Source organism: Pseudomonas yamanorum, assembly GCF_900105735.1.
Lineage (GTDB): Bacteria > Pseudomonadota > Gammaproteobacteria > Pseudomonadales > Pseudomonadaceae > Aquipseudomonas > Aquipseudomonas yamanorum.
This window is the reverse complement of the sequence record NZ_LT629793.1, coordinates 1,693,341-1,719,933: the sequence shown is the minus strand read 5'-3', so window position 1 is coordinate 1,719,933 and position 26,593 is coordinate 1,693,341. Positions and strand designations below refer to the sequence as shown.

At 60.9% G+C, this 26,593-nt stretch carries 28 protein-coding genes and 1 riboswitch; of the genes, 20 read left to right on the top strand and 8 right to left on the bottom strand.

The annotated features are described in order from the left end of the window. Nucleotides 1-20: 20 nt before the first annotated feature. Nucleotides 21-854 (top strand): nucleoside triphosphate pyrophosphohydrolase, encoded by an 834-nt coding sequence (gene mazG, locus BLU46_RS08315; protein ID WP_063032452.1) that lies wholly within the window; start codon nt 21-23, stop codon nt 852-854. A gap of 25 nt (nt 855-879) precedes the next feature. Continuing rightward, on the top strand, nt 880-1,425 hold the full coding sequence (locus tag BLU46_RS08310; protein ID WP_093200557.1) for a DUF2058 domain-containing protein: 546 nt from the start codon (nt 880-882) through the stop codon (nt 1,423-1,425). A 181-nt stretch (nt 1,426-1,606) separates the two neighbouring features. Here the strand turns inward: BLU46_RS08310 and BLU46_RS08305 are convergent, their stop codons facing one another. The 4 genes from BLU46_RS08305 to purM all read right to left on the bottom strand — a co-directional run bounded on the left by BLU46_RS08305 (nt 1,607) and on the right by purM (nt 4,479). Further along, nucleotides 1,607-1,795 carry a hypothetical protein gene (locus tag BLU46_RS08305; protein ID WP_008438187.1) on the bottom strand — a complete coding sequence of 63 codons (189 nt, stop codon included), beginning with the start codon at nt 1,793-1,795 and terminating at the stop codon, nt 1,607-1,609. 253 nt (nt 1,796-2,048) lie between these two features. Next, nucleotides 2,049-2,762: a DUF3108 domain-containing protein gene (locus BLU46_RS08300; RefSeq protein ID WP_003210742.1), complete on the bottom strand. Its 714-nt coding sequence runs from the start codon at nt 2,760-2,762 to the stop codon at nt 2,049-2,051. Between the two features lie 8 nt (nt 2,763-2,770). Further along, nucleotides 2,771-3,421 carry a phosphoribosylglycinamide formyltransferase gene (purN, locus tag BLU46_RS08295; RefSeq protein ID WP_093200552.1) on the bottom strand — a complete coding sequence of 217 codons (651 nt, stop codon included), beginning with the start codon at nt 3,419-3,421 and terminating at the stop codon, nt 2,771-2,773. Further along, nucleotides 3,421-4,479, bottom strand: coding sequence for a phosphoribosylformylglycinamidine cyclo-ligase (purM, locus tag BLU46_RS08290; RefSeq protein WP_063032448.1), 1,059 nt, complete (start codon nt 4,477-4,479; stop codon nt 3,421-3,423). The genes purN and purM overlap by 1 nt, the downstream gene beginning before the upstream one ends. A gap of 360 nt (nt 4,480-4,839) precedes the next feature. On the opposite strand from purM, the gene BLU46_RS08285 reads away from it, so the two are divergent. The 5 genes from BLU46_RS08285 to BLU46_RS08265 all read left to right on the top strand — a co-directional run bounded on the left by BLU46_RS08285 (nt 4,840) and on the right by BLU46_RS08265 (nt 9,456). Continuing rightward, a complete protein-coding gene (locus tag BLU46_RS08285) occupies nt 4,840-5,880 on the top strand; it encodes a DUF2066 domain-containing protein (protein ID WP_063032446.1) in 1,041 nt (346 codons plus the stop codon). A gap of 50 nt (nt 5,881-5,930) precedes the next feature. Beyond that, complete coding sequence (locus BLU46_RS08280; RefSeq protein ID WP_063032444.1) at nt 5,931-7,004, top strand: AI-2E family transporter; 1,074 nt, start codon at nt 5,931-5,933, stop codon at nt 7,002-7,004. Nucleotides 7,005-7,221: 217 nt separating this feature from the next. After that, complete coding sequence (hda, locus tag BLU46_RS08275) at nt 7,222-7,926, top strand: DnaA regulatory inactivator Hda (RefSeq protein ID WP_010176467.1); 705 nt, start codon at nt 7,222-7,224, stop codon at nt 7,924-7,926. 213 nt (nt 7,927-8,139) lie between these two features. Continuing rightward, nucleotides 8,140-8,769 carry a C40 family peptidase gene (locus BLU46_RS08270; protein ID WP_003210748.1) on the top strand — a complete coding sequence of 210 codons (630 nt, stop codon included), beginning with the start codon at nt 8,140-8,142 and terminating at the stop codon, nt 8,767-8,769. Between the two features lie 144 nt (nt 8,770-8,913). After that, nucleotides 8,914-9,456 (top strand): C40 family peptidase, encoded by a 543-nt coding sequence (locus tag BLU46_RS08265; RefSeq protein ID WP_003210749.1) that lies wholly within the window; start codon nt 8,914-8,916, stop codon nt 9,454-9,456. A gap of 133 nt (nt 9,457-9,589) precedes the next feature. Here the strand turns inward: BLU46_RS08265 and BLU46_RS08260 are convergent, their stop codons facing one another. Next, nucleotides 9,590-10,903, bottom strand: coding sequence for a PQQ-dependent sugar dehydrogenase (locus BLU46_RS08260; protein WP_093200548.1), 1,314 nt, complete (start codon nt 10,901-10,903; stop codon nt 9,590-9,592). A 99-nt stretch (nt 10,904-11,002) separates the two neighbouring features. Further along, a riboswitch (cobalamin riboswitch) is annotated at nt 11,003-11,239 on the top strand. A gap of 80 nt (nt 11,240-11,319) precedes the next feature. Between BLU46_RS08260 and cobO the strand changes: the two genes are divergently transcribed. The 13 genes from cobO to BLU46_RS08185 all read left to right on the top strand — a co-directional run bounded on the left by cobO (nt 11,320) and on the right by BLU46_RS08185 (nt 23,429). Then, on the top strand, nt 11,320-11,931 hold the full coding sequence (gene cobO / locus BLU46_RS08255; protein WP_003210751.1) for a cob(I)yrinic acid a,c-diamide adenosyltransferase: 612 nt from the start codon (nt 11,320-11,322) through the stop codon (nt 11,929-11,931). Beyond that, the gene (locus BLU46_RS08250) at nt 11,928-13,319 is read left to right on the top strand and encodes a cobyrinate a,c-diamide synthase (protein ID WP_093200543.1); all 1,392 of its coding nucleotides are present in this window, start codon (nt 11,928-11,930) and stop codon (nt 13,317-13,319) included. Before cobO ends, BLU46_RS08250 begins: the two co-directional genes overlap by 4 nt. Then, nucleotides 13,316-13,966, top strand: a complete 651-nt coding sequence (gene bluB / locus BLU46_RS08245) for a 5,6-dimethylbenzimidazole synthase (protein ID WP_063032436.1) — start codon at nt 13,316-13,318, stop codon at nt 13,964-13,966. The genes BLU46_RS08250 and bluB overlap by 4 nt, the downstream gene beginning before the upstream one ends. Beyond that, nucleotides 13,963-14,871 carry an adenosylcobinamide-phosphate synthase CbiB gene (gene cbiB, locus BLU46_RS08240; RefSeq protein WP_063032432.1) on the top strand — a complete coding sequence of 303 codons (909 nt, stop codon included), beginning with the start codon at nt 13,963-13,965 and terminating at the stop codon, nt 14,869-14,871. Before bluB ends, cbiB begins: the two co-directional genes overlap by 4 nt. Continuing rightward, nucleotides 14,864-15,853 (top strand): threonine-phosphate decarboxylase CobD, encoded by a 990-nt coding sequence (gene cobD / locus BLU46_RS08235; RefSeq protein WP_063032430.1) that lies wholly within the window; start codon nt 14,864-14,866, stop codon nt 15,851-15,853. Before cbiB ends, cobD begins: the two co-directional genes overlap by 8 nt. Further along, nucleotides 15,850-17,301: a cobyric acid synthase gene (locus BLU46_RS08230; protein WP_093200538.1), complete on the top strand. Its 1,452-nt coding sequence runs from the start codon at nt 15,850-15,852 to the stop codon at nt 17,299-17,301. The genes cobD and BLU46_RS08230 overlap by 4 nt, the downstream gene beginning before the upstream one ends. An 840-nt stretch (nt 17,302-18,141) precedes the next feature. Then, a complete protein-coding gene (gene cobU / locus BLU46_RS08215; protein ID WP_093200533.1) occupies nt 18,142-18,663 on the top strand; it encodes a bifunctional adenosylcobinamide kinase/adenosylcobinamide-phosphate guanylyltransferase in 522 nt (173 codons plus the stop codon). Then, the gene (gene cobT / locus BLU46_RS08210; protein WP_093200528.1) at nt 18,660-19,715 is read left to right on the top strand and encodes a nicotinate-nucleotide--dimethylbenzimidazole phosphoribosyltransferase; all 1,056 of its coding nucleotides are present in this window, start codon (nt 18,660-18,662) and stop codon (nt 19,713-19,715) included. The genes cobU and cobT overlap by 4 nt, the downstream gene beginning before the upstream one ends. Further along, on the top strand, nt 19,712-20,287 hold the full coding sequence (gene cobC / locus BLU46_RS08205) for an alpha-ribazole phosphatase family protein (RefSeq protein ID WP_093200524.1): 576 nt from the start codon (nt 19,712-19,714) through the stop codon (nt 20,285-20,287). The genes cobT and cobC overlap by 4 nt, the downstream gene beginning before the upstream one ends. 2 nt (nt 20,288-20,289) lie before the next feature. Continuing rightward, the gene (locus BLU46_RS08200) at nt 20,290-21,018 is read left to right on the top strand and encodes an adenosylcobinamide-GDP ribazoletransferase (protein WP_093200519.1); all 729 of its coding nucleotides are present in this window, start codon (nt 20,290-20,292) and stop codon (nt 21,016-21,018) included. Between the two features lie 42 nt (nt 21,019-21,060). Continuing rightward, nucleotides 21,061-21,465 carry a MarR family winged helix-turn-helix transcriptional regulator gene (locus tag BLU46_RS08195; RefSeq protein ID WP_063032418.1) on the top strand — a complete coding sequence of 135 codons (405 nt, stop codon included), beginning with the start codon at nt 21,061-21,063 and terminating at the stop codon, nt 21,463-21,465. 62 nt (nt 21,466-21,527) lie between these two features. Beyond that, entirely contained in the window at nt 21,528-22,727 is a 1,200-nt protein-coding gene (locus BLU46_RS08190) for an MFS transporter (protein ID WP_167410190.1), read from the top strand. Nucleotides 22,728-22,877: 150 nt separating this feature from the next. Then, nucleotides 22,878-23,429, top strand: coding sequence for a glutathione peroxidase (locus BLU46_RS08185; protein WP_093200514.1), 552 nt, complete (start codon nt 22,878-22,880; stop codon nt 23,427-23,429). A gap of 65 nt (nt 23,430-23,494) precedes the next feature. Here BLU46_RS08185 and BLU46_RS08180 read toward each other — a convergent pair whose 3' ends face one another. From BLU46_RS08180 to BLU46_RS08170, 3 genes are all read right to left on the bottom strand, one after another. Further along, nucleotides 23,495-24,769 (bottom strand): OmpP1/FadL family transporter, encoded by a 1,275-nt coding sequence (locus BLU46_RS08180; RefSeq protein ID WP_026078188.1) that lies wholly within the window; start codon nt 24,767-24,769, stop codon nt 23,495-23,497. Between the two features lie 146 nt (nt 24,770-24,915). Continuing rightward, the gene (locus BLU46_RS08175) at nt 24,916-25,398 is read right to left on the bottom strand and encodes a hypothetical protein (RefSeq protein ID WP_093200509.1); all 483 of its coding nucleotides are present in this window, start codon (nt 25,396-25,398) and stop codon (nt 24,916-24,918) included. Nucleotides 25,399-25,663: 265 nt separating this feature from the next. Beyond that, nucleotides 25,664-25,888, bottom strand: coding sequence for a hypothetical protein (locus tag BLU46_RS08170; protein ID WP_003214941.1), 225 nt, complete (start codon nt 25,886-25,888; stop codon nt 25,664-25,666). Nucleotides 25,889-26,593: the final 705 nt, after the last annotated feature.

Here is a 26,593-nt window from a genome sequence, read left to right as displayed (position 1 = left end):
ACTTCTGCGGAAAGAGACTGATGTATTCACTTGAAGACCTGCTGCACCTGATGAACCGCCTGCGCGACCCGCAATACGGTTGCCCGTGGGACATCAAGCAAACCTACGCCACCATCGTCCCCCACACCCTGGAAGAAGCCTACGAGGTCGCCGACGCCATCGAACGCGGGGATTTTGATCACCTGCAAGGTGAGCTGGGCGACCTGTTGTTCCAGGTGGTGTATTACAGCCAGTTGGCGCGGGAAGAAGGGCGCTTTGAATTTGCCGGGGTGATCGACAGCATCACCCGCAAACTGATTCGCCGTCACCCGCATGTGTTCCCCACCGGTGATTTGTATGCGCCGCTGGATATCCCGCAGTTGAGCGAAGAGCAAGTCAAGGAACGCTGGGAAGCGATCAAGGCCGAGGAGCGTGCGGAAAAGTCCGACGCGCCACAGCAATTGTCCCTGCTGGATGACGTACCCACGGCCTTGCCCGCGCTTTCCCGTGCCGCCAAATTGCAAAAGCGCGCCGGGCAGGTGGGTTTTGACTGGCCGGCGGCGTTGCCGGTGGTGGATAACGTACGCGAAGAGCTGGATGAAGTGCTGGAAGCCATGGCCGATAACGACCCGGCAGCCATCGCGGATGAGGTGGGCGACCTGCTGTTTGCGGCGGTCAACCTGGCCCGTCACCTCCAGGTCGACCCGGAAGCGGCCCTGCGTTTAGCCAACGCAAAATTCGAACGACGTTTCCGATTTATCGAACAGGCATTGCGCGAGACCCACCGTCCCATAGAAGATTGCACCCTCGAAGAGTTGGACGCCCTGTGGGGCGAAGCCAAACGCCAGGAAAAGAATCTGTCCAGCTGCGGCTGAGCCGTTGCCCAAGTGAGTAAGCACCATGAGCATTTCCCTTCGCGACCAGTTGCTCAAAGCAGGCCTGGTCAACCAAAAGCAGGCCAAGCAGGTCGGCAAAGAGAAACAGAAACAGCAGCGGCTGGTGCATAAAGGCCAGGTCGCAGCCGACGATACCCAGGCGCGCCTGGCCATCGAAGCGCATGCCGAGAAGGTCAAGCGTGACCAGGAGCTGAACCGTCAGCAGCAGGAAAAAGCCGAGGCCAAGGCCCGTGTTGCCCAGGTCAAGCAACTGATCGAAACCTCGCGCCTGCCCAAGTTGACCACCGAGGACTACTACAACTTCGTGGATGACAAGAAGGTCAAGCGCCTGTCGGTCAACACGCTGATGCGTAACAAGCTGAGCAATGGCTCCCTGGCGATCGTGCATCACGGTGGCGGTTACGAGGTGATCCCGCGCGAAGCTGCGCTGAAGATCCAGGAGCGGGCGCCGGAGCGTATCGTCCAGATGAACGTCCTGACCGAAAGCCAGGTGCCGGATGAGGATGATCCGTACGCCGCCTACCAGATCCCTGACGATCTGATGTGGTAATGCGTTAGAAACCACATTGTGGCGAGGGGGCTTGCTGTGGCGAGGGAGCTTGCTCCCGCTGGGGCGCGAAGCGCCCCCAAAATCCCAATCCACAAAAACACAAACCCCGCTCAAAAGGCGGGGTTTGTGTTTTTAGATATTCCAGCTGCGTGGAGCTGGCTACCTACAGGATTTCAGAGTTTCAGGAGCTTTGCGCCTGGCGTTTCATCTCAAGGGTCTCGAGCTCGTTTTTATAATTATGAGCTTCGGTCTCGTCGTGAAACATGCCGACCAGCAGGTCTTGCTGGTGTACATCCCAGATGTGAATCCCGTGGGCTACTGCTTCATGGGACATATGTTCATCGTCGCGTTCAGTTACTTTTACAGTCATCTGCTTGCTCCAATCTCTGGTTGATCTGCGGCAAGGCGTCGCAGGCCTTTGTTATATGATTTGTTAGCTTGCTAAGTAAATAACCAGGAATTGCAACACACCTTTACAGGATTTGCAGTAATCGCCCGAGCCCACGGAAACCGCGACATTGCGTCGCAGGGCGCTGAGTTATATGACAAAAGTTTCATGTTGGCGTCAGGTGACAGGCGAAAAAAAGCCCCGCATGCGCGAGGCTCTTTCACTGTGCTGAGGATCAGCTGCCTTTGACAGCCTTGCCGTCAACGGTACCGTCTTGCAGCATGATGTTGTATTCCTTGCCGTCGGTCTCGACCTGACGCAGGGCAACCAGGATGCCGCCCCAGTCCTTGGCAAACCACATTTGGGTAATGCGCTTGCTTTGAGTCGGGTCACGCACGCGCTCGACCTTGATTGCATCGATGGAGCCGGCTTTGGTCTGGACCTTTTCCGGGCCGATCACGCGGAAGTCGTAGGTGTCGACATCAGTGCCTTCGACGACGTTGTAGCTCATGCTTTTCTTGCCGGCTGCAACATCGCGCTGCAATGCCAACTGGTAGGTCGACTTATCGAGCATGCCGCTTTGAAGGGCCACGTTGACCGGGTCCTTGTTTTCAAAGCCGGTGACTTTCTTGGCCGTCTGATCGAAGTCGAGGTTGATCTTCTTCGTCTTGCCGAGGCCGCCGCGTTCGAAGGTGTAGCTCACCGGCTGCAGGGCATCTTTGTCGAAGCGAATCACACTGGTTTCAGTCAGGCTGGCGATCATCATGGAAGCCTTGAAATTCAAGGTCCAGCTGCCGTTGTCATTCTTGGTCAGGCTACGCTCTGCCGAACCACTCATGGGCAACTGTTTCCAGTCGGCGGTGTAGCTCGCGGAGAAAGGGTGAAGGTCTGCCGCTTGCACGGCAGGCAAGGCGAACAGCGCAAAGGCGAAGAGCAGGGCGCGACGCATAAAGTCTCCTAGGTTCGAATCAAGTGGCCGCTGGCCGCAAGTAACTGACCGTCCAATAATGCACCGTGGTCGCCAAGAATCAACCGCCCCTCAGCGAACCAGCGAACAGCCAGCGGGTAAATCCTGTGTTCCTGGGTGTGAACCCGTTGCGCAAGTGTCTGCGCAGAGTCCTCAGACTCTACCGGAACTACTGCCTGTACGACCAGAGGCCCGCCATCGAGTTCCTCGGTAACAAAGTGCACGCTGCAGCCGTGCTCGGTGTCGCCGGCCTCCAGGGCACGCTGGTGGGTGTGTAACCCTTTGTATTTGGGCAGCAGGGACGGGTGGATATTCAGCAGTCGCCCGTTGTAGTGGCGCACGAAGTCAGCGCTGAGAATGCGCATGAAGCCGGCCAGTACCACGAGCTTGGGATTGAAGGCGTCGATCAGTTCGATCAAGGCGCTGTCGAAGGCCTCGCGACCTTCGAAGGCGTTGTGATCCAGGGAGCGGGTGTCGATACCCGCGTCCCTGGCGCGTTGCAGGCCGTAGGCGTCGCTGCGGTTGGAGATCACCGCAGCGATGCGCACCGGACTGTCGCCGGTACGCGTGCTATCGATCAGGGCCTGCAAGTTACTGCCGGTGCCGGAGAGCAGCACCACGACATCACAGGTCTGGGACATCAATGAGCCTTGAGGTTCTTCAGTTCAACCTGGGCAGCGCCTTCTGGGGCGGTAGCGATCTGGCCGATGACCCAAGGCTGCTCGCCGGCTTCACGCAGGACGTTCAGCGCGGTTTCAACGTGCTCTTGAGCCACGCAGATGACCATGCCCACGCCGCAGTTCAGCACGCGGTGCATCTCGGTTTCGTTGACGTTGCCTTTCTCTTGCAGCCAGTCGAAGACCGCCGGGCGCTGCCAGCTGGCCACGTCGACAATCGCCTGGGCGCCTTTAGGCAGTACGCGCGGGATGTTGTCCAGCAGGCCGCCACCGGTGATATGGGCCATGGCCTTGACCGCGCCGGTGTCCTTGATCAGCTTGAGCAACGGCTTCACGTAGATGCGGGTCGGGGCCATCAGCAGGTCGGTCAAAGGCTTGCCGTCGAGCTGGATGGTTTCGATGTCGGCACCGGACACTTCGATGATCTTGCGGATCAGCGAGTAGCCGTTGGAATGCGGGCCGGACGATGGCAGGGCCAGCAGGGCGTCACCGGCGGCGACTTTGGAGCCGTCGATGATTTCGGATTTTTCGACAACGCCGACGCAGAAACCGGCCAGGTCGTAGTCTTCGCCTTCGTACATGCCTGGCATTTCAGCGGTTTCGCCGCCGACCAGGGAGCAGCCGGAGAGTTCGCAGCCAGCGCCAATACCGGTAACCACTTGGGTCGCGGTCTCGACGTTGAGCTTGCCGGTGGCGTAGTAGTCAAGGAAGAACAGCGGCTCGGCGCCACACACCACCAGGTCGTTCACGCACATGGCAACCAGGTCGATGCCGATGCTGTCGTGCTTGTTCAGGTTCAGTGCCAGGCGCAGCTTGGTGCCCACACCGTCGGTGCCGGAGACCAATACAGGCTGCTTGTAGCCGGCCGGGATCTCGCAGAGGGCGCCAAAACCGCCCAGGCCGCCCATGACTTCGGGGCGCGCAGTGCGCTTGGCGACGCTCTTGATGCGTTCGACCAATGCTTCACCGGCGTCGATGTCTACACCGGCGTCCTTGTAGCTCAGGGAGGGTTGCTTGCTCATGATCCAGGCCTTTAGGGGGGATTCAGGGGTAACGACCGAATGCGGCGGGTATACCGAAACCTGAAGTTTCAGCATGGCCTGCCATTGACGGTCTGCGAAGGCGCGCGATTTTATCAGGCTTGAGGGGCAGCGGCCATCCTCGGGCCGACGGGCAGGGGCAATAGCTGTTAAAAAAATCGCTAATCGAGTCGGTCACGGGCCGTATTAAGGTATAGCCTTTAACTCGCTATCGTTATGACAGTACAAAAACTTACCGAGCCCCTGTGAATGTTTTGCCGGTCGCTGTGGTCACAGCCTTGCTCAACAGTGTTCACGCGGTCTGTTCCAACCGCTTATTTTGCCGTTCGGGAATCTTCTTTCATGGGTCTGAGTAAATATTTTTTTGTGGGCTGCTTGTCGTTGGTCAGCCTGGCGAGTCATGCCGAAACCCTCAATGGCCTCTATCAAGTGCTGGAGCCAGTCAGCAGCCAATCTCCCCAGGAGCGTGATCAGGCTACCCAGCGTGCCCTGCAAACCCTGGTGATCCGCCTGACCGGCGACGCCAAGGCCGCTGATGGCCCAGGCCTGGCGGCGATTCGCAAGGACCCGCAACAGATCATCAGCCAATACGGCTACGACGCCGGCCCTCCGGAAAGTCTGCAAGTGGATTTCGACCCCGTCAGTACCGATCGCGCCTTGCGTGGCGCAGGCTTGGCGCTGTGGGGCAGCAATCGGCCGTCGATCCTCGGTTGGTGGCTGAACGACTCCGTCGAAGGCAGCAGCCTGGTGGGCGATGGCCAGGCCGTCGCCCAACCGCTGCGTCGCGCGGCCCAGCACCGTGGTTTGCCTTTGCGCCTGCCGCTGGGTGACCTGGACGAACAAATCGTCGCCACCGCTCCGAATCTTGAAAGCCCCGACGCCACGCCGCTGCGTGCCGCGTCCGAACGTTACGGCGCCGACGCCTTGCTGGCGGTGCATGCCCGCGAAGACGGCGGCCAATGGTCGGCCAAGTGGCGCCTCTGGTTGGGCGATAAAAGCGAGCAGGGCACCGCCACCGGTACTGACACCGCTGCGCTGGCCGACGCCGTGCTGCTGGCCGTCAGCGAACGCCTGGCCCCGCGCTTTGCGGTCAAGGCCGGCGCTGCCACCAGCGATCAGTTGCTGGAAGTGCAGGGTATGAACCTTGAGCATTACGCCGCCCTGGGGCATCTGCTGGAGCCGTTCGGTGCCCAGCCGGTGCGGGTGGATGGCAGTCGCATCGTCTATCGTGTGAATGGCAGCGCCGAGCAGTTGCGCACTCAGTTGAGCCTGGCCAAGTTGCAGGAAATCCCGGCGGGTGAAGCACCGGCTCCGCAGCCGGTGGTGGAAGGTGCACAACCGGCGCCGGTCGAGCCGACGCCGCAACTACGTTTTCATTGGTAAACCTTCCTTCTTATATAGAAGCAGGAAGCAAATAACAGAGGGAAGGGTTTATGGCGGATACGCGTCGTTGGGTGTGGCTTGGCGGGATTGTCCTGCTGTGCGTTTTTGTGTTCCTGCTGCATTCGATCCTGACGCCGTTCCTGGTCGCGTTACTGCTGGCCTATCTGTTCGATCCCGTGGTGGATCGCCTGGAAAAGATCGGCCTGTCACGTACCTGGGGCGTAGTGGCGGTGTTTGCGTTGTTCACCTTGATCATCACGGCGCTGGTGCTGGTGCTGGTGCCGATGCTGGCCAAGCAGTTGTTCAAGCTCTATGAACTGGCGCCGCAGATGCTCGACTGGCTGCAACACACGGCCATGCCGTGGGCGCAGGCCAAACTGGGGCTGGCGGACGGCTTCTGGAAGTTCGACAAGGTCAAGGCCGCCATCAGTGAGCACATGGGCCAGACCACTGACATTGTCGGCGTGGTGTTGAGCCAGGCGACAGCTTCGAGTCTGGCGCTGATCGGCTGGCTGACTAACCTCGTGTTGATCCCGGTGGTAGCGTTCTACTTGCTGCGGGACTGGGACATCATGATGGCCAAAATCCGCGGCCTGCTGCCGCGCGACCGTGAGGAGCGCATCGTCTCCCTGGCCGAGGAGTGTCATGAGGTGCTTGGCGCCTTCGTTCGTGGCCAGTTGTTGGTGATGCTGGCCCTGGGGATCATCTATGCGGCGGGGCTGATGGCTATTGGTCTGGAGCTGGGGCTGTTGATCGGCCTGATCGCTGGCCTGGCGGCCATCGTGCCGTATATGGGTTTTGTGATTGGTATCGGTGCGGCGCTGGTGGCCGGGCTGTTCCAGTTCCACGGCGACCTGTATCCGATGCTCGGGATTGTCGCGGTGTTTATGGTCGGTCAGGCCCTGGAAGGCATGGTGCTGACGCCGTTGCTGGTGGGGGACCGGATCGGTCTGCACCCGGTGGCAGTGATCTTTGCGATCCTGGCGGGCGGCGAGCTGTTCGGCTTTACCGGGATCCTGCTGGCGCTGCCGGTAGCGGCGGTGATCATGGTGTTGGTGCGCCATGTGCACGACCTGTACAAGGACTCGGACATGTACGCCGGGGTCGACGAACCGGAGTTGTAACCGCAGTATCACAAACCCGGCTCAAGGCCGGGTTTGTCATTTATCGGCTCTGGCGTTTCGCCATTGCGTCAAACAATCCTCACCAAATCCAACAAGTTAACGCAAACCTTTGATTTTGCTTGTGGTCTGCTGCATTGTGCGCCCGGCGTCACGGGTATAAACTTTGCAAACTTTACACAGAGGTTACTAACGGTTCGATTGGAACCGTTCAGTCAGCATGAAACCGATTCAGCTGCCCCTAGGTGTGCGTCTGCGTGACGACGCCACCTTTATCAATTACTACCCAGGCGCCAATGCCGCTGCACTCGGCTATGTCGAGCGGCTCTGCGAAGCCGACGCCGGTTGGACCGAAAGCCTGATCTACCTCTGGGGCAAGGACGGCGTGGGGCGTACCCACTTGTTACAGGCCGCTTGCCTGCGCTTCGAGCAGATGGGTGAGCCGGCAGTTTACTTGCCGTTGGCGGAGCTGCTGGACCGTGGTATCGAGATCCTCGACAACCTTGAACAATACGAACTGGTGTGCCTGGATGATTTGCAGGCGGTAGCGGGGCGGGCGGATTGGGAGGAGGCGCTGTTCCATCTGTTCAACCGTTTGCGGGACAGTGGTCGGCGCTTGTTGATTGCTGCATCCACCTCGCCACGTGAGCTGCCGGTGAAGCTGGCTGACTTGAAGTCGCGGCTGACCCTGGCGCTGATTTTCCAGATGCGCCCGTTGTCCGACGAAGACAAATTGCGTGCCCTGCAACTGCGTGCTTCCCGCCGTGGATTGCACCTGACGGATGAAGTCGGGCATTTTATCCTCACCCGTGGTACCCGCAGCATGAGTGCACTGTTCGACTTGCTCGAACAGCTCGATCAGGCCTCCTTGCAGGCTCAGCGCAAGCTGACCATCCCCTTCCTGAAGGAAACACTCGGCTGGTAGCCAGCCCTTTAAAATCGCGGCTTTCGGCAAATTACAGGCGCCAGAAAACCTGCGTTTGTGCCGTTTTGGCCACGCAAATGGGGTCTATAGGGTGTTAAGGGCTTAGATGTCATAGTTCAAACAAGAAGTCACATAGATCACGATTGAATTTGCAAATCGATGTGATAGAAGGCATAGTCTCGGCTTCTTTACACATCAGCCACGGTCGTGCCCATGCTAAATCGCTTCGCACCCCTCGTGCCTCTCGCACTCGTTACCCTGTTGTTTGGTTGCGCCACCCACACTCAAAACGTGGCTGAGCAGCAAAAACCAGTACAGCAGTCCCAGGCAAAATTCGTTGCGTCGCAGTCTTCCACTGTTTATCAGGAAGAGATCGCAACTGAAAAAGAACTCGCCGACTTCGCCGGCGCCAAGCCTTACCAGCTTCCAGTTCTTGCCGACAGCATTCTCGAACGCGGCATGTCCCTGATCGGTACCCGTTACCGTTTCGGCGGTACCTCTGAAGCCGGTTTCGACTGCAGCGGCTTCATCGGCTACCTGTTCCGCGAGGAAGCCGGCATGAATCTGCCGCGCTCCACCCGCGAAATGATCAACGTGGATGCACCGTTGGTCGCACGAAACAACCTCAAGCCCGGTGATCTGCTTTTCTTTAGTACGGCTGGCCGTGGTCGCGTCAGTCACGCCGGTATCTACCTGGGCGATAACCAGTTTATCCACTCCAGCAGCCGCCGCAGCGGTGGTGTGCGAGTCGACAACCTGGGTGACAGCTACTGGAGCAAAACCTTCATCGAAGCCAAGCGCGCCCTGGCGATGGCCCCGACTACAGTTACCGCTAGCAAGTAAAGTTAAAGTGATACTTGAAGTTTGACGTGTAAGCGCTAGAATCCCTGGACATTGTTGTAAATTGATCGCGCGAGCTTTGCTTGCGCGTTCTGTTTTTCAACGTTCGGCAGCGAAAGCCGCATCCAGATCAGGATTGTTCTGCCCATGTCGACCTCGGCCCGCCTAATTCTTCTCGTTTGCGCCGCGCTGCTCAGCGCCTGCGCAAGCCGTCCTCCGCCTGCTCCCGTGGCCGTCAAGCCCAAGCCGGTGTTCAACACCTACGCCACCCAAAGTTTCTCGCCTGCGGCCGAAGACGTGCTTTTTCGTGCGCTGGGCCTGGTCGGCACGCCTTATCGTTGGGGCGGCAACACGCCGGACTCGGGGTTTGATTGCAGTGGCTTGATCGGCTTCGTCTACCGTGACGCGGCGGGCATCTCTCTGCCGCGCACTACCCGCGAGCTGATCGTGATGCGCGCTCAGGACGTGAGCGAAAACAACCTGCAGACCGGCGACCTGATTTTCTTCGCCACCGGTGGCGGCTCGCAGGTCAGCCACGCCGGGATCTACGTAGGTGAGGGGCGCTTTGTGCATGCGCCGCAAACCGGCGGTACGGTGAAGCTGGACACGCTGTCCAAGGCTTATTGGCAGAATGCCTACCTGAGCGCCAAGCGTGTGTTGCCGGCGGAGCATCTGGCACGAAACCCCTAGGAAAACACGAAACCAAATGTGGGAGCGGGCTTGCTCGCGAATGCGGTGGATCAGCCGACAACCAGGTGACTGACACACTGCATTCGCGAGCAAGCCCGCTCCCACATTTGTTTTGCGGTGTTTGCGAAGTTGGCTATTTAGCCGCCGACACCCGCCATACCTTGTTCCCCACATCATCCGCCACCAGCAAATCCCCCTGCTTGTCGATCACCACGCCGACCGGACGGCCCATGGCTTTCTCGTCGCTGTTGAGGAAGCCGGTCAGCACATCCACCGGCTGGCCTTTTGGCTTGCCGGCCTCAAACGGCACGAAGATCACCTTGTAGCCACTGTGGGGCTTGCGGTTCCACGAACCATGTTGGCCGATAAACGCGCCATGGCTGAACTGCGCCGGTAACTTGCTGCCCTCGGCAAAGGTCAGTCCCAAGGAAGCTGTGTGCGGACCCACCGCGTAGTCCGGTGCAATCGCCTTGGCCACCAGCTCCGGGTTCTGCGGATTCACGCGCACATCCACGTGCTGCCCGTAGTAGCTGAAGGGCCAGCCGTAGAAGGCGCCATCCTTGACCGAGGTGATGTAGTCCGGGACCAGGTCGCTGCCGATTTCATCGCGCTCGTTGACTGCGGTCCATAGCTTGCCGCTCTGCGGTTCCCAAGCCATGCCGTTGGGGTTGCGCAGGCCGGAGGCGAAGATGCGGTGCTGGCCGGTAGCACGGTCCACTTCCCAGATCGCGGCCCGGCCTTTTTCGGCTTCCAGGCCGTTTTCCGCGACGTTGCTGTTGGAGCCCACGCTGACGTACAGCTTGCTGCCGTCCTGGCTGGCGACCACGTTCTTGGTCCAGTGATGGTTGATGCTGCCGCCCGGCAAGTCGGTCACCGTGGTGCCGGCTCCCTTGATCGAGGTTTCGCCTGGCTGATAGGGGAAACGCAGCAACTTGTCCGAATCGGCGACATACAGGTCGTTGCCCACCAGTGTCATGCCGAACGGCGAGTTCAGGTTCTCCAGGAACACCGTGCGGGTTTCGGCTACGCCGTCGTGGTCGGCGTCCCGCAGCAGGGTGATGCGGTTCGGGCTCGGCACGCCGGCCCCGGCACGGCCCATGACTTTCTCCATCACCCAACCACGAATGCCCTTGGCATCATCCGGCTTGGGCGGTGCGTTGGTTTCCGCCACCAGTACATCGCCATTGGGCAGTACGTACAGCCAGCGCGGGTGATCCAGGCCTTCAGCAAACGCTGCCACTTGGGTGCCTGCCGCCGGGGTAGGCTTGGCGCCTTCGGGCCAGCCGATGGCCGGGGCGATGTTCACCGTGGGGATCAGGGTTTTATTCGGTTCCGGCAGTTTGGGCGAGGGCCCGGTGCCGTCGGACACTTGCAGGGTAGAGCTTTCGCCGCAGGCGGCGAGGGTGCCGGCGAGCATGATCAGTAGGGCAAGTCGGGTCTTGTGCATGGTTTTCTCCTTAATACCTGTAGTGGTAGAGGAGCGCAGCGGCCCGATGGTTCACGCGCATGTCCGGCTTTAATTGACGCTCCCCCCCCAACCCACTAACCTTCGCGGCTTGTTTCAGGTGCTCTGTGGCGTACGCGCCGACTGAGTGAAACAGGGAAGCCGGTGAGTGAGCGCATTTTTCTACAGTGCCGCCACGATCCCGGCGCTGCCCCCGCAACGGTAAATGAGTCAAGACGGTGCCTTAAGCCACTGTATCGCCCGCGATATGGGAAGGCGCACCCTCGGCATCCGATGCCACTCATGAGCCCGGAGACCGGCCTGATCCATCCAACAGCATCACGGTGGGCGATGCTTGGCTGTCTGTATGTGTCTTTTTCCTGCCCGCCGTTTTTGTCCAGCCCCAACGGAGAGCTGCCATGACTGAATCCCCCGATCGTGACGAACGCCACCTGGCGCGCATGCTGCGCAAAAAAGCCGTGATTGACGAGCGCATTGCCAATTCACCGAACGAGTGCGGATTGCTGCTGGTGCTCACCGGCAACGGCAAAGGCAAGAGCAGCTCTGCCTTTGGCATGCTCGCGCGAGCAATGGGCCACGGCATGCAGTGCGGCGTGGTGCAGTTCATCAAGGGCCGCAACAGCACCGGCGAAGAACTGTTCTTCCGCCGTTTCCCCGAGCAGGTGCGCTTCCACGTAATGGGCGAAGGTTTTACCTGGGAAACCCAGGACCGTGCGCGCGACATCGTGGCCGCCGAAGCCGCCTGGGCGGTCTCCCGAGAAATGCTGCAGAACCCGGCCATCGGCCTGGTGGTGCTGGACGAGCTGAACATCGCCCTCAAGCACGGCTACCTCGACCTGGACCAGGTACTCAGCGACCTGCAGGCCCGCCCGCCGATGCAACACGTGCTGGTCACCGGCCGTGGCGCCAAACCCGAATTGATCGAAATGGCCGACACCGTGACGGAAATGGGCATGCTCAAGCACGCCTTCCAGGCCGGTATCAAGGCGCAGAAAGGCATCGAACTTTGAATCAGCCCCGTCACTGTCCTGCTGTCCTGATCGCCGCACCGGCGTCCGGCCAGGGCAAAACCACCGTCACCGCCGCGCTCGCCCGTTTGCACCGCAACCTGGGGCGTAAGGTGCGGGTGTTCAAATGCGGCCCGGACTTTCTGGACCCGATGATCCACGAGCGCGCCAGTGGTGCGCCGGTCTATCAATTGGACATGTGGATGGTGGGCGAGCAGGAAAGTCGCCGGTTGCTGTGGGAAGCGGCGGGCGAAGCCGATCTGATCCTGATCGAGGGCGTGATGGGCCTGTTCGACGGCACGCCCTCCAGCGCCGACCTGGCGCGGCACTTTGGTGTGCCGGTACTGGCGGTGATCGACGGCACGGCCATGGCCCAGACCTTCGGCGCCCTGGCATTGGGCCTGGCGCGTTACCAGCCGGACCTGCCGTTTGCCGGTGTGCTGGCCAACCGTGTCGGCACGCTGCGCCATGCGCAACTGCTTGAAGGCAGCCTCACCGAAGGCCTGCGCTGGTACGGGGCACTGTCCCGGGAAACCGGCATCGAGTTGCCCAGCCGCCACCTCGGCCTGGTGCAGGCCAGTGAACTGAACGACCTCGACTTGCGCCTCGACGCCGCCGCCCAAGCCTTGGGCAGCAGCTGTGAGGTAGCGCTGCCACCGCCGGTGGAGTTCGCCGCACCCGAGATGATCGAGGCTGAGCCGTTACTGGCCGGCGTACGCATCGCCGTGGCCCGTGACGAAGCCTTCGCCTTTACCTATGGCGCCAGCCTCGACCTGCTGCGGGCGATGGGCGCCGAACTGTGCTTCTTCTCGCCGATTCGTGACCGCGCATTGCCCGAAGCTGACAGCCTCTACCTGCCCGGCGGTTACCCGGAACTGCATCACCAGGCGCTGTCGGAAAATACCGCGATGCTGGACGCCATTCGCGCCCATCACGCTGCCGGCAAGCCGCTGCTGGCCGAATGCGGCGGCATGCTCTATCTGCTGGACTCGCTCACCGATGTCGACGGCACCCGTGCCGAACTGGTCGGCCTGCTCCAGGGTGATGCCGTGATGCAGAAACGTCTGGCGGCGCTGGCCCTGCAAAACGTCGAACTGCCAGAAGGCCTGTTGCGCGGTCACACCTACCATCATTCGTTGACCAGCACCGAGTGGCAGCCGATTGCCCGGGGCCTGAGCCCGAATGGTGGGCGTGGCGCCGAGGCGGTTTATCGTCAGGGCCGGATGACGGCTTCCTACGTGCACTTTTACTTCCCGTCCAACCCGACGGCGGTGGCTGCGCTGTTTGCGCCGGGCCTTGAGACCGCCATCGCAGGCAAGCCAGCTCCCACACTTGACCGAGTTGAAACGCAATCTACGGTGGAAGCGGGCTTGCCCGCGATGAGGCCATGACGGACAACGCCTTTCCGGAAGCCGATCGCGAAGCCGTCTACCGCGCCATCGCCGAACGCCGCGACATGCGCCACTTCAGCGGCGGCGCCGTCGCGCCTGAATTGCTCCACCGCCTGCTGCAAGCCGCCCACCAGGCGCCGAGCGTCGGGTTGATGCAGCCCTGGCGGTTTATCCGCATCAGCGACCGCAACCTGCGCGGCCAGATCCAGCAGTTAGTGGAAGAAGAACGGGTACGCACCGCCGAGGCCCTTGGCGAGCGCTCCGACCAGTTCATGAAGCTCAAGGTCGAAGGCATCAACGACTGCGCCGAAGTACTGGTGGCGGCGTTGATGGACGATCGCGAACGGCATATCTTCGGGCGCCGTACCTTGCCGGAAATGGACATGGCATCGTTGTCCTGTGCTATCCAGAATCTATGGCTGGCAGCCCGCGTCGAAGGGCTGGGCATGGGCTGGGTCTCGCTGTTCGAGCCCCAGGCCCTGGCCGACCTGCTGGGCCTGCCGCCCGGCGCCAAGCCGCTGGCCGTGTTGTGCCTGGGCCCGGTGACCGAGTTCTACCCGGCACCGATGTTGCAGCTCGAAGGCTGGACCGAACCACGGCCACTGAGTGACATGTTGTATGAGAATGTTTGGGGAGTGAGTCAATGAGTGTGGCCTTGCTGAGTGTCGCTGCGGTGGCGCTGGATGCGCTGCTGGGCGAGCCCAGGCGCTGGCATCCGCTGGTGGCGTTCGGTAATTTTGCCGGGCGTATCGAGCAGCGTTTCAACTCCGGCGGCCGTGGCTGGCGCAGCCATGGCGTTACCGCATGGGTGATTGCGGTGGTGCCGCTGACCCTGTTGGCCACGGCCCTCTCGTGGGCGCCTTACATCGGTTGGGTCCTGGAAATCCTCGCGCTGTATTGCGCCCTCGGCATGCGCAGCCTCGGCGAACACGTGCTGCCGGTGGCGCAAGCGTTACGCAGTGATGATCTGGACGAGGCGCGCAAGCGTGTCAGCTATCTGGTGAGCCGCCAGACCAGCGAGCTGGATCGCACCGAAGTCGCCCGTGCAGCCACCGAATCGGTGCTGGAAAACGGCAGCGACGCGGTATTTGCCGCCTTGTTCTGGTTTGTGGTCGCCGGCGTGCCCGGCGTGGTGCTCTATCGCCTGAGCAACACCCTGGATGCCATGTGGGGCTATCGCAATGAACGCTTTGAGCGTTTCGGCTGGGCCGCAGCAAAGATCGATGACGTGCTCAACTACATTCCGGCGCGCCTGGTGGCGTTGACCTACGCGCTGCTGGGCAAAACCCGCCTGGCCCTCAAATGCTGGCGCACTCAGGGCCCGACCTGGGACAGCCCCAATGCCGGCCCGGTGATGGCGGCAGGCGCTGGTGCCCTTGGCGTGGAGCTGGGTGGCGCGGCGATTTATCACGGCGAGCTGCACCAGCGCCCGCAACTGGGCGAAGGCCCGCCGGCAGATGCGGATTCCATCGAGCGTGGCTGGCAACTGGTGCAACGCGGCGTGTGGCTGTGGTTGCTGATCCTGTGTGTGGGGGCTGAATTTTATGCTTGAGCACGGTGGCCGCTTGCGCAAGGCGGCGTTGCAATACGGCATTGCAGAGGCCGATTGGCTGGACCTGTCCAGTGGTCTGGCGCCATGGCCGTTTCCGATCCCGGACATCCCGCTGCGGGCCTGGGCGCGCCTGCCTGAAACCGATGACGGCCTGGAACAGGCCGCCTGCGAATATTACGGCGCGACCCACGTACTGCCAGTAGCCGGCTCCCAGGCCGCGATCCAGTTATTGCCGCGACTGCGCCGGACGGGCAAGGTCGGTGTGCTGTCGCCGTGTTACGCCGAACACGCCGAAGCCTGGCGTCGCGCCGGGTACATCGTGCGCGAAGTACTGGAGCAGGAAGTCGACTTCTTCCTCGAGAGCCTCGACGTGCTGGTGGTGGTCAACCCCAACAATCCCACCGGCCTGAGCCTGACGCCGCAACGCCTGCTGGACTGGCATGCACGCTTGGCCCAGCGCGGTGGCTGGCTGGTGGTGGATGAAGCCTTTATGGACATCACCCCGCAGTTGAGCCTGGCAAGCCAGGCCCACCAAGTCGGCCTGATCGTGCTGCGCTCGTTCGGCAAGTTCTTCGGCCTGGCCGGCGTGCGGCTGGGGTTTGTGCTGGCCGAGCGCAATCTGCTCAAGCTGCTCGCCGAACAGGTGGGGCCGTGGGCCGTCAGCGGGCCGACGCGGGTGCTTGGGCAAGTGTGTCTGCGCGATACCGTCGGCCATGCGCAACAGCGGCTGCGTTGCGAGTCGGCCAGCCAGCGTCTGTTTGACGTACTTGAACGCCATGGCTTGCGGCCTCAGGGCGGCTGCGGGTTGTTTCAGTGGATGATCACGGACCGAGCAGAACAGCTGCATGAATTCATGGCCCAGCGCGGCATTCTGTTGCGCCTGTTTGTCGACAACAGCAGCTTGCGTTTCGGCCTGCCTGATACCGAGGCCGACTGGTTACGGCTGGAACAGGCGCTGAGCGCCTACAGGGAAGCCTCATGAGTACCTTGATGGTGCAGGGCACCACATCCGACGCGGGCAAAAGCACGTTGGTGACCGCGCTGTGTCGCTGGTTGGTGCGCCAGGGCATACCGGTGGTGCCCTTCAAACCGCAGAACATGGCACTCAACAGCGCCGTGACTGCCGAAGGCGGCGAAATCGGCCGAGCGCAGGCGGTGCAGGCCCAGGCGGCGAACCTGGCGCCCCACACCGACATGAACCCGGTGCTGCTCAAACCCAACAGCGACACGGGCTCCCAAGTGATCATCCACGGGCGCGCCGTGACCACCATGAATGCCGTGGCTTATCACGATTACAAAGCCATCGCGATGCAAGCGGTGCTGGCCTCTCATGCGCGGTTGAGTGCGGCTTACCCGGTGGTGATGGTCGAGGGCGCGGGTTCGCCGGCCGAGATCAATCTGCGGGCGAACGACATTGCCAACATGGGCTTTGCCGAAGCGGTGGACTGCCCGGTGCTGCTGATTGCCGACATCAATCGCGGCGGGGTGTTTGCGCACCTTGTGGGCACTCTGGAATTGTTGTCACCCACCGAACAGGCGCGGGTCAAAGGTTTCATCATCAATCGCTTTCGCGGCGATATCGCGCTATTGCAGCCGGGGTTGGATTGGCTGGAAGCGCGTACAGGCAAACCGGTGGTGGGGGTGTTGCCGTATGTGATGGATCTGCATCTGGAGGCTGAGGACGGTATCGACCAGCGCCAGATCGACAAGGCGGCGCAAGTGCTCAAGGTGGTGGTGCCGGTATTGCCGCGGATCAGTAATCACACGGATTTTGATCCGTTGCGGTTGCATCCGCAGGTGGATTTGCAGTTTGTGGGGCCGGGGCAGGCGATTCCTGCGGCGGACCTGATTATTTTGCCGGGCTCGAAGAGTGTGCGCAGTGATTTGGCGTATTTGCGGGCCAACGGGTGGGACACGGCGGTGGCTCGGCATCTGCGTTATGGCGGGAAGGTGTTGGGGATTTGTGGTGGGTTGCAGATGCTCGGGGAGCAGGTGCATGACCCGCTGGGGCTGGAAGGGCCTTGCGGTTCGAGTGTGGGGTTGGGGTTGTTGGCGTTCAGTACGACCCTGGAGGAGGAGAAGCAACTGCGTAACGTGCGGGGGCGGTTGTTGCTGGAGGATGCCGAGGTGAGTGGGTATGAGATCCACGCGGGCGTTACCAGTGGCGCTGGTTTGGTGCGGGCTGCGGTGCAGTTGGACGATGGGCGTCGGGATGGGGCTCAGAGTGAGGATGGGCAGATCCTTGGGACCTATTTGCATGGGGTGTTTGAGGCTCCGGCGGCCTGTAGTGCTTTGTTGCGTTGGGCCGGGTTGGAAGATGTGCAAGAGGTGGATTATCACGGGTTGCGGGAGCGGGATATTGAGCGGTTGGCGGATTTGGTAGAGCGGCATTTGGATACGGGTTTGTTGCGTTCGTTGTGTGGGGTTTGAGTTGTTTGTGATGGACGGTGTACATATCCGTTGCTGCGGTAACGGCCGCTTATGGTTCCGCTCTTACAGCGGGTCACTTTTGGCAAACGCCCCAAAAGTAACCAAAAGGTCTTTGCCCCACCACTCGGTGCCTCGCCTAGGCTCGGCATGCCCGCACTCCGGCCCGATTCCGCGGGCCGCCGCGACGGGCCATCCATGGCCCGGCGCGGCTAAATCGGCATCCTTGCCGATTTACCCGCTCCACCGTGCCTGCTTGCGGCCATCGTGGTTAACGGGGCCCGCAGATCAAAATCAAAAGCAGATCAAGATCAAAGGCACGCAGCCTCGCTGGCGCTCGACAGCTGCTACGGGGTGGCGCTGCTTTTCTGTGGGAGCTGGCTTGCCTGCGATGCAGACAACTCGGTGCATCAGGTACACCCAGTTGATGCTATCGCAGGCAAGCCAGCTCCCACATTTGACCGTGCCCGCTCTTGATTTGGCTTGTGCCTTTGCTTCACCACACTCAAGCCGGCCGGTAGGCCGCTGTGCTGTTGATCTGCTTTTGATCTTGATCTTAGGCGCCCCGTTAAACCACGCTGGCCGAACGCAGGCTTTGGAGCGTGGGTAACCCGGCAGGACGCCGGGTTAGCCGCGCTGGGCCAAGGATGGCCCATCGCGGCGGCCCACGGTCCAAAGCCGGAGTGAGGGCACACCGAGCCTAGGCGAGGTGCCGAGTGGTGGGGCAAGAGCGTTTTGCTTACTTTTGCGCTTTTCAAAAGTGAGCCGCCGTAAGGGCGGAACCCATATCAGCCGTTACAAAAATAACGGATATACACACAGTCAAAAACAGAGGCACAACCCATGCTCCAGTTGATCCTCGGCGGCGCCCGCTCCGGCAAAAGCCGCCTGGCTGAAAAGCTCGCCGCCGACAGCGCCCTAAGCGTCACCTACATAGCGACGAGCCAACCCCTGGACGGCGAAATGAACGCACGCATCGCCCACCACCGCGAACGCCGCCCATCCGAATGGGGCCTGATCGAAGAGCCCATCGAACTGGCCCGTGTCCTCAAGGAAAACGCCACCCCGAACCATTGCCTGTTGGTCGACTGCCTGACTTTATGGCTCACCAACCTGCTGATGCTCGAAGACCCCGACCGTCTCAACCTCGAGCGCGAGGCCTTGCTACAAACCCTGGCCACCCTCCCAGGAGAAATCATTTTTGTCAGCAACGAGACCGGACTGGGTGTCGTCCCGCTGGGCGAATTGACTCGCCGCTATGTCGATGAAGCCGGATGGCTGCATCAAGCCTTGGCCGAACGTTGTCAGCGCGTTGTCCTGACCGTCGCCGGCCTGCCCCTGACTTTAAAAGGTACTGCGTTATGACCGACACCTGGTGGCTTAACCCCTGCAAAGCAATCGACACCCAAGCCCACGAACAAGCCCTGGCCCGCCAGCAGCAACTGACCAAGCCCGCCGGCTCCCTCGGCCAACTGGAAGCCGTGGCCGTCCAACTGGCCGGCCTCCAGGGCCAGGTCAAACCCAGCGTCGACCACCTGTGGATCGCGATCTTCGCCGGCGACCACGGCGTAGTCGCCGAAGGTGTCTCCGCCTTCCCCCAGGAAGTCACCGGCCAGATGCTCCACAACTTCGTCGCCGGTGGCGCGGCCATTAGCGTGCTGGCCCGTCAACTCGACGCCAAGCTGGAAGTGGTCGACCTCGGCACCATCACCCCGACGTTGAACCTACCGGGCGTACGCCACCTGAATATCGGTCTCGGCACCGCCAACTTCGTCAACGGCCCGGCCATGACCGAGGCCCAGGGCCAACTGGCCCTGCAAGCCGGCCGCGACAGCGTGCACCGCGCCATCGCGAGCGGCGCGCAGCTGTTTATCGGCGGCGAAATGGGCATCGGCAATACCACCGCCGCCAGTGCCCTGGCCTGCGCGCTGCTGGATTGCCAGGTCAGCGACCTGACCGGCCCCGGTACCGGCTTGAACGCTCAGGGTGTCAGCCACAAAGTCGCCGTCATCGAACGCGCCCTGGCGCTGCACGCAGGCGACCGTGATGACGCCCTGAAAACCCTGTTCAACCTCGGAGGCTTTGAAATTGCCGCGCTGGTCGGCGCCTACCTGGCCTGCGCTCAAGAAGGGGTCGTGGTGCTGGTGGACGGCTTTATCTGCACGGTCGCCGCGCTGGTCGCCACGCGCCTGAATCCCGGCTGCCGTGAATGGCTGCTGTTCGGCCACCGCGGTGCCGAGCCTGGCCATCGTCACGTGCTGCAAAGCCTCAATGCCGAACCACTGCTGGAACTCGGCCTGCGCCTGGGCGAAGGCAGTGGCGCCGCGCTGGCAGTGCCGTTGCTGCGCCTGGCCTGCGCGCTGCATGGGCAAATGGCGACTTTCGCCGAAGCGGCCGTGGCGGACCGCCCGGCATGACTTTGCACCTGGACCTGCTGCGCCACGGCGAAACCGAACTGGGCGGCGGCTTGCGCGGCAGCCTGGACGATGCGCTTACCGCCAAGGGCTGGGAGCAGATGCGTGGGGCGGTGGTGGAGCAGGGCCCGTGGGACCGACTGGTCAGCTCGCCGCTGCAACGGTGCGCGCGGTTTGCTGATGAGCTGGGCGCGCGCCTGAACCTGCCGGTCACCCTGGAAAAAGACCTGCAGGAGCTACACTTCGGCGCCTGGGAAGGGCAGAGCGCCGCAGCCTTGATGGAAACCGACGCCGACGCGCTGGGTCTGTTCTGGGCTGACCCCTACAGTTTCACGCCGCCGCAGGGCGAGCCGGTGTCGCAGTTCTCCGCGCGTGTATTGGGTGCCGTCGCGCGCTTGCATCAAGCCTATTACGGTCAGCGAGTGCTGCTGATCAGCCACGGCGGAGTCATGCGTTTGCTGCTGGCCCAGGCCCGCGGTTTACCTCGTGAGCAACTGTTGAATGTCGAAGTCGGCCACGGTGGCCTGTTCAGCCTGCAGGTCGAGGCCGATGGCGTATTAAGGGAAGGACTCTGAGCATGTTGCCGTTCTGGATCGCCTTGCAGTTTCTCAGCAGCCTGCCGATTCGCTTGCCCGGCATGCCGCAGCCGCAGGAGTTGGGGCGGTCGTTGCTGTTTTATCCGCTGGTGGGGCTATTGTTCGGGCTGCTGCTGTGGGGCTTGAACGCGGTGTTGATGGGCGCGCCATTGCTGCTGCACGCCGCGCTGCTGTTGACCGCATGGGTGCTGCTCAGTGGCGGCCTGCACCTGGACGGCCTGGCCGACAGCGCCGACGCCTGGCTCGGTGGCTTCGGCGATCGCGAGCGCACCCTGACCATCATGAAAGACCCGCGCAGCGGGCCGATCGCGGTGGTCACCCTGGGCCTGGTGCTGTTGCTCAAGTTCACCGCGCTGGTAGCGTTGATTGAGCAGCACAACGGCGCCGCGCTGATCCTCGCACCGTTGATCGGCCGCGCTTCGATGCTGGCGCTGTTTCTCACCACACGCTATGTGCGCGCGGGTGGGTTGGGGCAGGCCTTGGCGGATCATTTGCCACGGATCGTCGGCCAACAGGTACTGATCCTCAGCGGTCTGGCGTGTATCTTGATCGGCGGTTTCAGCGGCGGGATTGCCGTATTGCTGGCGGGCCTTTGCTTTATCGGCTTGCGCCAGCTGATGGTTAATCGCCTCGGCGGCACCACCGGCGACACCGCCGGCGCGCTGTTGGAGCTATTGGAGGTTGCGGTGTTGGTCGGCCTGGCGCTGTAACAGTTTCTTGCATTTCATTAATCCCGGGTATATACACGCTCTATGCTTGCTTCCCAATGTTTATGCACCAACCTGCGTCGCGCCGCTCGTGGCGTCAGCAGGCATTACGACGGCGCTCTCGACGGCTTCGGGATCAACGTTGCCCAGTATTCTTTGCTGTGTAACTTGCAGCGCCTCGATCAACCGAGTATTTCCAGCCTGGCCGACGCCATGGGCCTGGATCGCAGCACGCTGGGGCGTAATTTGCGGGTGCTGGAGGGCGAGGGCCTGGTGCAACTGGTCGAGGGCGATGACCTGCGCAATCGCCTGGTTCTGCTCACCGAGGCAGGTAACGAACGGCTTGCGGCGGCATTGCCGGCCTGGGAAGCGGCGCAGCAGAAATTGATCGATAAGTTGGGCGCCGAAAAGCGCGAAACCCTGTTGGCCTTGCTGGATGAACTCGCTTAAAGCGAGTTTTTTCGATGATAAGCGGGTATATACCCGCGAGCGGAGAATAAGAAATGACCTCGATGTGGCGCACCAGCGGCTGGATTCTTGTGGGGAGTGCGCTGATTCTCGCGTTGTCCTTGGGCGTGCGGCATGGCTTTGGGCTGTTCCTGGCGCCCATGAGTGCCGAATTCGGCTGGGGCCGTGAAACCTTTGCCTTTGCCATTGCCCTGCAAAACCTGATCTGGGGCCTGGCGCAGCCCTTTACCGGCGCCCTGGCCGACCGCTTTGGTGCGGCCAAGGTGGTGATGATCGGTGGCGTGCTTTATGCGCTGGGCCTGGTGTTCATGGGCTTATCGGATTCAGCGTGGTCGCTGTCCCTGAGTGCCGGATTGCTGATCGGCATTGGTCTGTCGGGAACCTCATTCTCGGTGATCCTCGGCGTCGTGGGCCGCGCCGTGGCGCCGGAAAAGCGCAGCATGGCCATGGGCATCGCCAGCGCCGCCGGTTCCTTCGGCCAGTTCGCCATGTTGCCGGGCACCCTGGGTTTGATCGGCTGGCTTGGCTGGTCCGCCGCGTTGCTGGTGCTGGGGCTGATGGTGGCGCTGATCGTGCCGTTGGTGACCATGCTGAAGGACCGTCCGCTGCCCGCGGTAGCCGGTCAACAGACCCTGCGCGAAGCCTTGGGTGAAGCCTGCTCCCATTCGGGGTTCTGGCTGCTGGCGTTTGGGTTCTTTGTTTGCGGTTTCCAGGTGGTGTTTATCGGCGTGCACTTGCCGTCGTACCTGGTGGACCAGCACTTGCCGGCTTCTGTGGGTACCACGGTACTGGCATTGATCGGCCTGTTTAATATCTTCGGCACGTATACGGCGGGATGGCTCGGCGGGCGTATGTCCAAGCCGCGCCTGTTGACCGGTTTGTACCTGCTGCGGGCGGTGGTGATTGTGATTTTCCTGTGGGCGCCGGTGACGCAAACCAGCGCCTACCTGTTTGGCATGGCCATGGGCTTCTTGTGGCTGTCCACGGTGCCGCTGACCAACGGCACGGTCGCGACCCTGTTTGGTGTCAGAAACCTTTCCATGCTCGGTGGGATCGTGTTCCTGTTCCACCAACTGGGTTCGTTCCTCGGGGGCTGGTTGGGCGGGGTGGTCTATGATCGAACCGGTAACTACGATTTGATCTGGCAGGTGGCAATCGTCCTGAGTCTGGTGGCAGCGGCGCTGAACTGGCCGGTGCGCGAGCGCCCGGTGGCACGTTTGCAGGCGCAATTGGGGGGAGCATGAATTCGACCTGGCATTGGCTCGGCGCAGCAGGGGCAGCAGTCCTGCTGCTTCTGGCGTGGTGGGGCTGGCAACAGGGCGGTCTGGCATTGATGCAGTTGGGCATGGCGATCTGTTAAGTTCTGTGTCTGAGACTTTTCAAGGACACCTGACATGCAGATGCGCTGGCTCGCAGTACCCGCTCTGATGGTGGCTTTTGGCGGCGTCGCCATGGCCGCCGATTGCCCGCCGTTGCTTGAAGGCCAACTGCCCAAGCTGCGCGCCAAGGAATCCATCGACCTGTGCCAGCGCTTCGCCGGCAAGCCGCTGGTGATCGTCAACACCGCCAGCTTCTGCGGTTTTGCGCCGCAGTTCAAAGGGCTTGAGGCCTTATACCAGCGCTATAAGGGCCAGGGGCTGGAGGTGATAGGCGTGCCGTCCGATGACTTCAAGCAGGAAGCCAAGACCGGGGAGGAGACGGCCAAGGTTTGTTATGTGAACTATGGCGTGACCTTCACCATGACCGAGCCACAGAAGGTTAGGGGCCCGGACGCGGTGCATCTGTTCAAGATCCTGGCGCAGCAGAGCAGTGCGCCGAAGTGGAATTTCTACAAGTACGTGGTGGACCGCCAGGGCAAGGTGATCGCCAATTTCTCCAGCCTGACCAAGCCGGATAGTCCGGACCTGATCAAGGCGGTGGAAGAGGCGTTGGCTTCTAAACCCTGATTACCGCCCACTAAAAAGCCCCGCCTCTTTTGCAAGAGAGCGGGGCTTTTTTATGTCGCTTTACATCAGAACTTGTACGTTACGCCCAGGCCGAAACCGTTGGCGCTGTTTTCGTACTTGGCGCTGTAGGAACCCAGTGCATTGGACTTGTTGACTTTGACCGGCTCTTCCTTGAGGTAGGAATAAGCCAGGTCGACAGTCATGTTATCCATCACGGCATAACCCAGGCCCACACTGAAGATGGTCCGGTCGCCAGTAGGAATACGTGGGGAGCGGTCAGTGTTGTTGGTTGGCGACTGGTCGAACGTCAGGCCGGTACGCAGTACCACTTGCTTGGTGACCTGGTACGAAGTACCCAGGGCGTAGGCCCAGGTGTCGTGCCAGTTCTGAGGTTCAGTGATAGTGCCGATGACCGAAGGTGCGAGAAAGCCGTTGGCGCCTGTTACACCTTGGTTCTTGACCGTGATGTCTTTCAGGCGGCTCCAGCGGGTCCAGGTAGCACCACCATAGAGTTTCCAGGCATCAGTCAGGTCCTGGGTTACCGACAGGTCGTAAGACTCTGGCGTATCGATGCTCAGCGAGGCGTCGTAGCGGCCACTGCCAATAGCGCCGGCAGTCGGAGCAGGCGCCGTCACCTCGGTGTGGCCGTCAAGCTTGTAGCTGACCTTGGAGTGGTAGGTCAGGCCGACGCGGGTGGTATCGGTGGCCTGTACCAGTACGCCGACGTTGAAACCAATGGCGGTATCGTCGCCCTTGATCGTGACGTTGGTCGAAGGCACGGCAGGGTTCAGGGTCAGCTCGGATTCCAGCTTGCCGGAAATCCGGTTGATGGTGGGGCCGAAACCGATGGAAACCCGGTCGTTGAACGCGTAGCTGACCGTCGGCTGGAGGGTGATGACAGACACTTTGCTGTAGCTGCCAAACCCGCTGCCCTGGAAGCCGCGTTCATAATCAGTCACCAGGCCGAACGGTGCGTAGACACCAAAGCCGACAGCCCACTGATCGTTGAGTTTGTTGGTGTAGAAGCCGAACGGTACGCCGGTGAAGGGAACCATATCGCCTTTGTTGGTGCCCCTGGAACGGCCGCCGGCATCTTTGATGTCGGTCGAGGCGTCGATGGCTGCAACACCACCCGTAATCTGCTGGCCTTCAAGGCGAGCCATACCGGCAGGGTTGCCATAAACAGTGCTTGCGTTATCGGCAGATGATGAGCGCCCCGCAAAACCGGTACCCATCCCAGCAACGTCTTGTTCGTTGAGGGCGAAGCCGCTCGCGAACACGTGGGAGGATGCCATTGCAACGGCGAGGCTAAGTGTCGTCTTGAGCATTACTTTTTTCATTATTAGAACTCCGTGGTGATCACCGCTGCGGAAAGTAACAATATTTTTAAGTTAGCGCTATAGGCTGAAACATAGGAGATAGAGCGGTTTTGTAGGACAATCCGACCAAAATCAACGTTTTTAGCCGAATCTTGCAAATCACCCGGTCAACAGGCGACGTGATTCATGGGTAAAACACAGGTTTGCCAGGCTTGGGTGAAATCCCGAAGCCGGCCCTGGGGGTGAAATATTTCTTTCCAGATACGCGCCATCGCCAATACATCATCGGCCGATGGCAGGTTTGGACGGTGTTGTTCCACCAGCAGCCACGCGATGGCGGTGGCGTAACGCAGGTTGACCGTCAGCTCGAGCTGCGGCCCGCTGAGGAAGGCATGCTGGCTGGCGAGGCCGCGAACCAGGCTGGCGCGCTCGGGGTCCAGCGCCAGGTAGTCATCCCACAGCGCACGGTGGCGGGGTTCGGTGATGCTGTAGAGGCCATGGCCGCGGCGGTCGTGCAGGGCTGAGCCAAGTGCCGACTGGCTGGCGGCGATGCCCAGCAGCAGGGATTCGGCAGTCGGGTTATGGCGACCCAGATAAAGCAGGGTGGGCCGGATCACATAACGACACAATTCGCTGGCGGCGATGCCCATAAAAGCCTCAATCCATGAAATTGGTCGGCGATACCTGAGAGGGGGCTTGGCAGCAGTGAATCGGATCTCAGGCTCGCCGGAAGCGGATCATGCCGCTTGAGTTGAAGTGTAGTGTCATATTTGCGACGTAAAGGACTGTTTTTAAAATATTTTCATCATTTAGTTATATCGTTTATATCAATTTAAACTTAGCGCGCCTGAATTTCAGGCAATAAAAAACCCCGGGTTTTAACCGGGGTTTTTGTGTTTCAGCGATCCGGGTCGATCAGGCAACCAGTGCCTGACGAGTACGATCGATCACGGCCTGCAGCGGTTCTGCGCTGGAGTATTGATCGGGGTACAGGCGTTCGCTGTGACGAGCGATGCCGTGTTCGTTGACCAGGGTAAAGCTGAAGCAGCCTTTGCGAGCGGCCATGATCAGGCAGTTCATTGGTGCAAAAGCGTTGGTGAGGGTGCGAATGGCATCCTGAGTGTGGATTTGAGTGGACATATTATTGGTGTTCCTACAAATGACACGGTTAAGAACCGTGCAACGTTAAAACGTTCCAGTGACGTTGATCACCATTGATCGAACGAAGAACCCGACTGGAACAAAGCAGCCAGTTTGAAGCGCTATTAAGTTGGCGCGCTTGGGCTGGCAGGTAGGTACTTAGGAGGGCAGGCAACACAACAGGGGCAAAGGTTCTGGGCCCGGGGTGAAGATCCTGATCAATTTGCAGGTTGGTTCTTTCAGAGTATTGAGACTTCGCGACACCCTTTGCATTGTTCAAAGGCTGTGTCGTCGCAAGTGATACCTGGAAACCATCGAGGTGGTCGATCCCTTTTTGTCGGCGGTGCCGTGAGGGAGTTGTTCGACCAGAATTGACTTTCAGCTTGGTACTAACGCCGCGGATAGTAACGGATTGAAACGATGAAAGGAAGTGTGCTAGGTAAAAAACTTTTCTGGCCTCGGTGCGTCGGTAACATGCCTCAGCCGCCTTCCGACCAAAAAACGCGCTTGATATAACCGCCAGGTGGGTAGTTGTGCACATTGGTTGCGCCCTGTGTAACCGCACTGACATACGCCCTGCAATGTCCCCGGGTGCCTGCAACTAAAATTTAAGTCAATGAAAAATCGAGCTTTTTTTTATTGGTGAAAAAATCGTCAGTTTGAGCGCGGCCCCCGTTCCATGGGCCTTTGCGAGAGTTACGTAAC

Coding starts and splice junctions, on each gene's coding strand:
- mazG (WP_063032452.1), top strand. CDS start 21: ATGTATTCACTTGAAGACCTGCTGCACCTGATGAACCGCCTGCGCGAC.
- BLU46_RS08310 (WP_093200557.1), top strand. CDS start 880: ATGAGCATTTCCCTTCGCGACCAGTTGCTCAAAGCAGGCCTGGTCAAC.
- BLU46_RS08305 (WP_008438187.1), bottom strand. CDS start 1,795: ATGACTGTAAAAGTAACTGAACGCGACGATGAACATATGTCCCATGAA.
- BLU46_RS08300 (WP_003210742.1), bottom strand. CDS start 2,762: ATGCGTCGCGCCCTGCTCTTCGCCTTTGCGCTGTTCGCCTTGCCTGCC.
- purN (WP_093200552.1), bottom strand. CDS start 3,421: ATGTCCCAGACCTGTGATGTCGTGGTGCTGCTCTCCGGCACCGGCAGT.
- purM (WP_063032448.1), bottom strand. CDS start 4,479: ATGAGCAAGCAACCCTCCCTGAGCTACAAGGACGCCGGTGTAGACATC.
- BLU46_RS08285 (WP_063032446.1), top strand. CDS start 4,840: ATGGGTCTGAGTAAATATTTTTTTGTGGGCTGCTTGTCGTTGGTCAGC.
- BLU46_RS08280 (WP_063032444.1), top strand. CDS start 5,931: ATGGCGGATACGCGTCGTTGGGTGTGGCTTGGCGGGATTGTCCTGCTG.
- hda (WP_010176467.1), top strand. CDS start 7,222: ATGAAACCGATTCAGCTGCCCCTAGGTGTGCGTCTGCGTGACGACGCC.
- BLU46_RS08270 (WP_003210748.1), top strand. CDS start 8,140: ATGCTAAATCGCTTCGCACCCCTCGTGCCTCTCGCACTCGTTACCCTG.
- BLU46_RS08265 (WP_003210749.1), top strand. CDS start 8,914: ATGTCGACCTCGGCCCGCCTAATTCTTCTCGTTTGCGCCGCGCTGCTC.
- BLU46_RS08260 (WP_093200548.1), bottom strand. CDS start 10,903: ATGCACAAGACCCGACTTGCCCTACTGATCATGCTCGCCGGCACCCTC.
- cobO (WP_003210751.1), top strand. CDS start 11,320: ATGACTGAATCCCCCGATCGTGACGAACGCCACCTGGCGCGCATGCTG.
- bluB (WP_063032436.1), top strand. CDS start 13,316: ATGACGGACAACGCCTTTCCGGAAGCCGATCGCGAAGCCGTCTACCGC.
- cbiB (WP_063032432.1), top strand. CDS start 13,963: ATGAGTGTGGCCTTGCTGAGTGTCGCTGCGGTGGCGCTGGATGCGCTG.
- cobD (WP_063032430.1), top strand. CDS start 14,864: ATGCTTGAGCACGGTGGCCGCTTGCGCAAGGCGGCGTTGCAATACGGC.
- BLU46_RS08230 (WP_093200538.1), top strand. CDS start 15,850: ATGAGTACCTTGATGGTGCAGGGCACCACATCCGACGCGGGCAAAAGC.
- cobU (WP_093200533.1), top strand. CDS start 18,142: ATGCTCCAGTTGATCCTCGGCGGCGCCCGCTCCGGCAAAAGCCGCCTG.
- cobT (WP_093200528.1), top strand. CDS start 18,660: ATGACCGACACCTGGTGGCTTAACCCCTGCAAAGCAATCGACACCCAA.
- cobC (WP_093200524.1), top strand. CDS start 19,712: ATGACTTTGCACCTGGACCTGCTGCGCCACGGCGAAACCGAACTGGGC.
- BLU46_RS08200 (WP_093200519.1), top strand. CDS start 20,290: ATGTTGCCGTTCTGGATCGCCTTGCAGTTTCTCAGCAGCCTGCCGATT.
- BLU46_RS08195 (WP_063032418.1), top strand. CDS start 21,061: ATGCTTGCTTCCCAATGTTTATGCACCAACCTGCGTCGCGCCGCTCGT.
- BLU46_RS08190 (WP_167410190.1), top strand. CDS start 21,528: ATGTGGCGCACCAGCGGCTGGATTCTTGTGGGGAGTGCGCTGATTCTC.
- BLU46_RS08185 (WP_093200514.1), top strand. CDS start 22,878: ATGCAGATGCGCTGGCTCGCAGTACCCGCTCTGATGGTGGCTTTTGGC.
- BLU46_RS08180 (WP_026078188.1), bottom strand. CDS start 24,769: ATGAAAAAAGTAATGCTCAAGACGACACTTAGCCTCGCCGTTGCAATG.
- BLU46_RS08175 (WP_093200509.1), bottom strand. CDS start 25,398: ATGGGCATCGCCGCCAGCGAATTGTGTCGTTATGTGATCCGGCCCACC.
- BLU46_RS08170 (WP_003214941.1), bottom strand. CDS start 25,888: ATGTCCACTCAAATCCACACTCAGGATGCCATTCGCACCCTCACCAAC.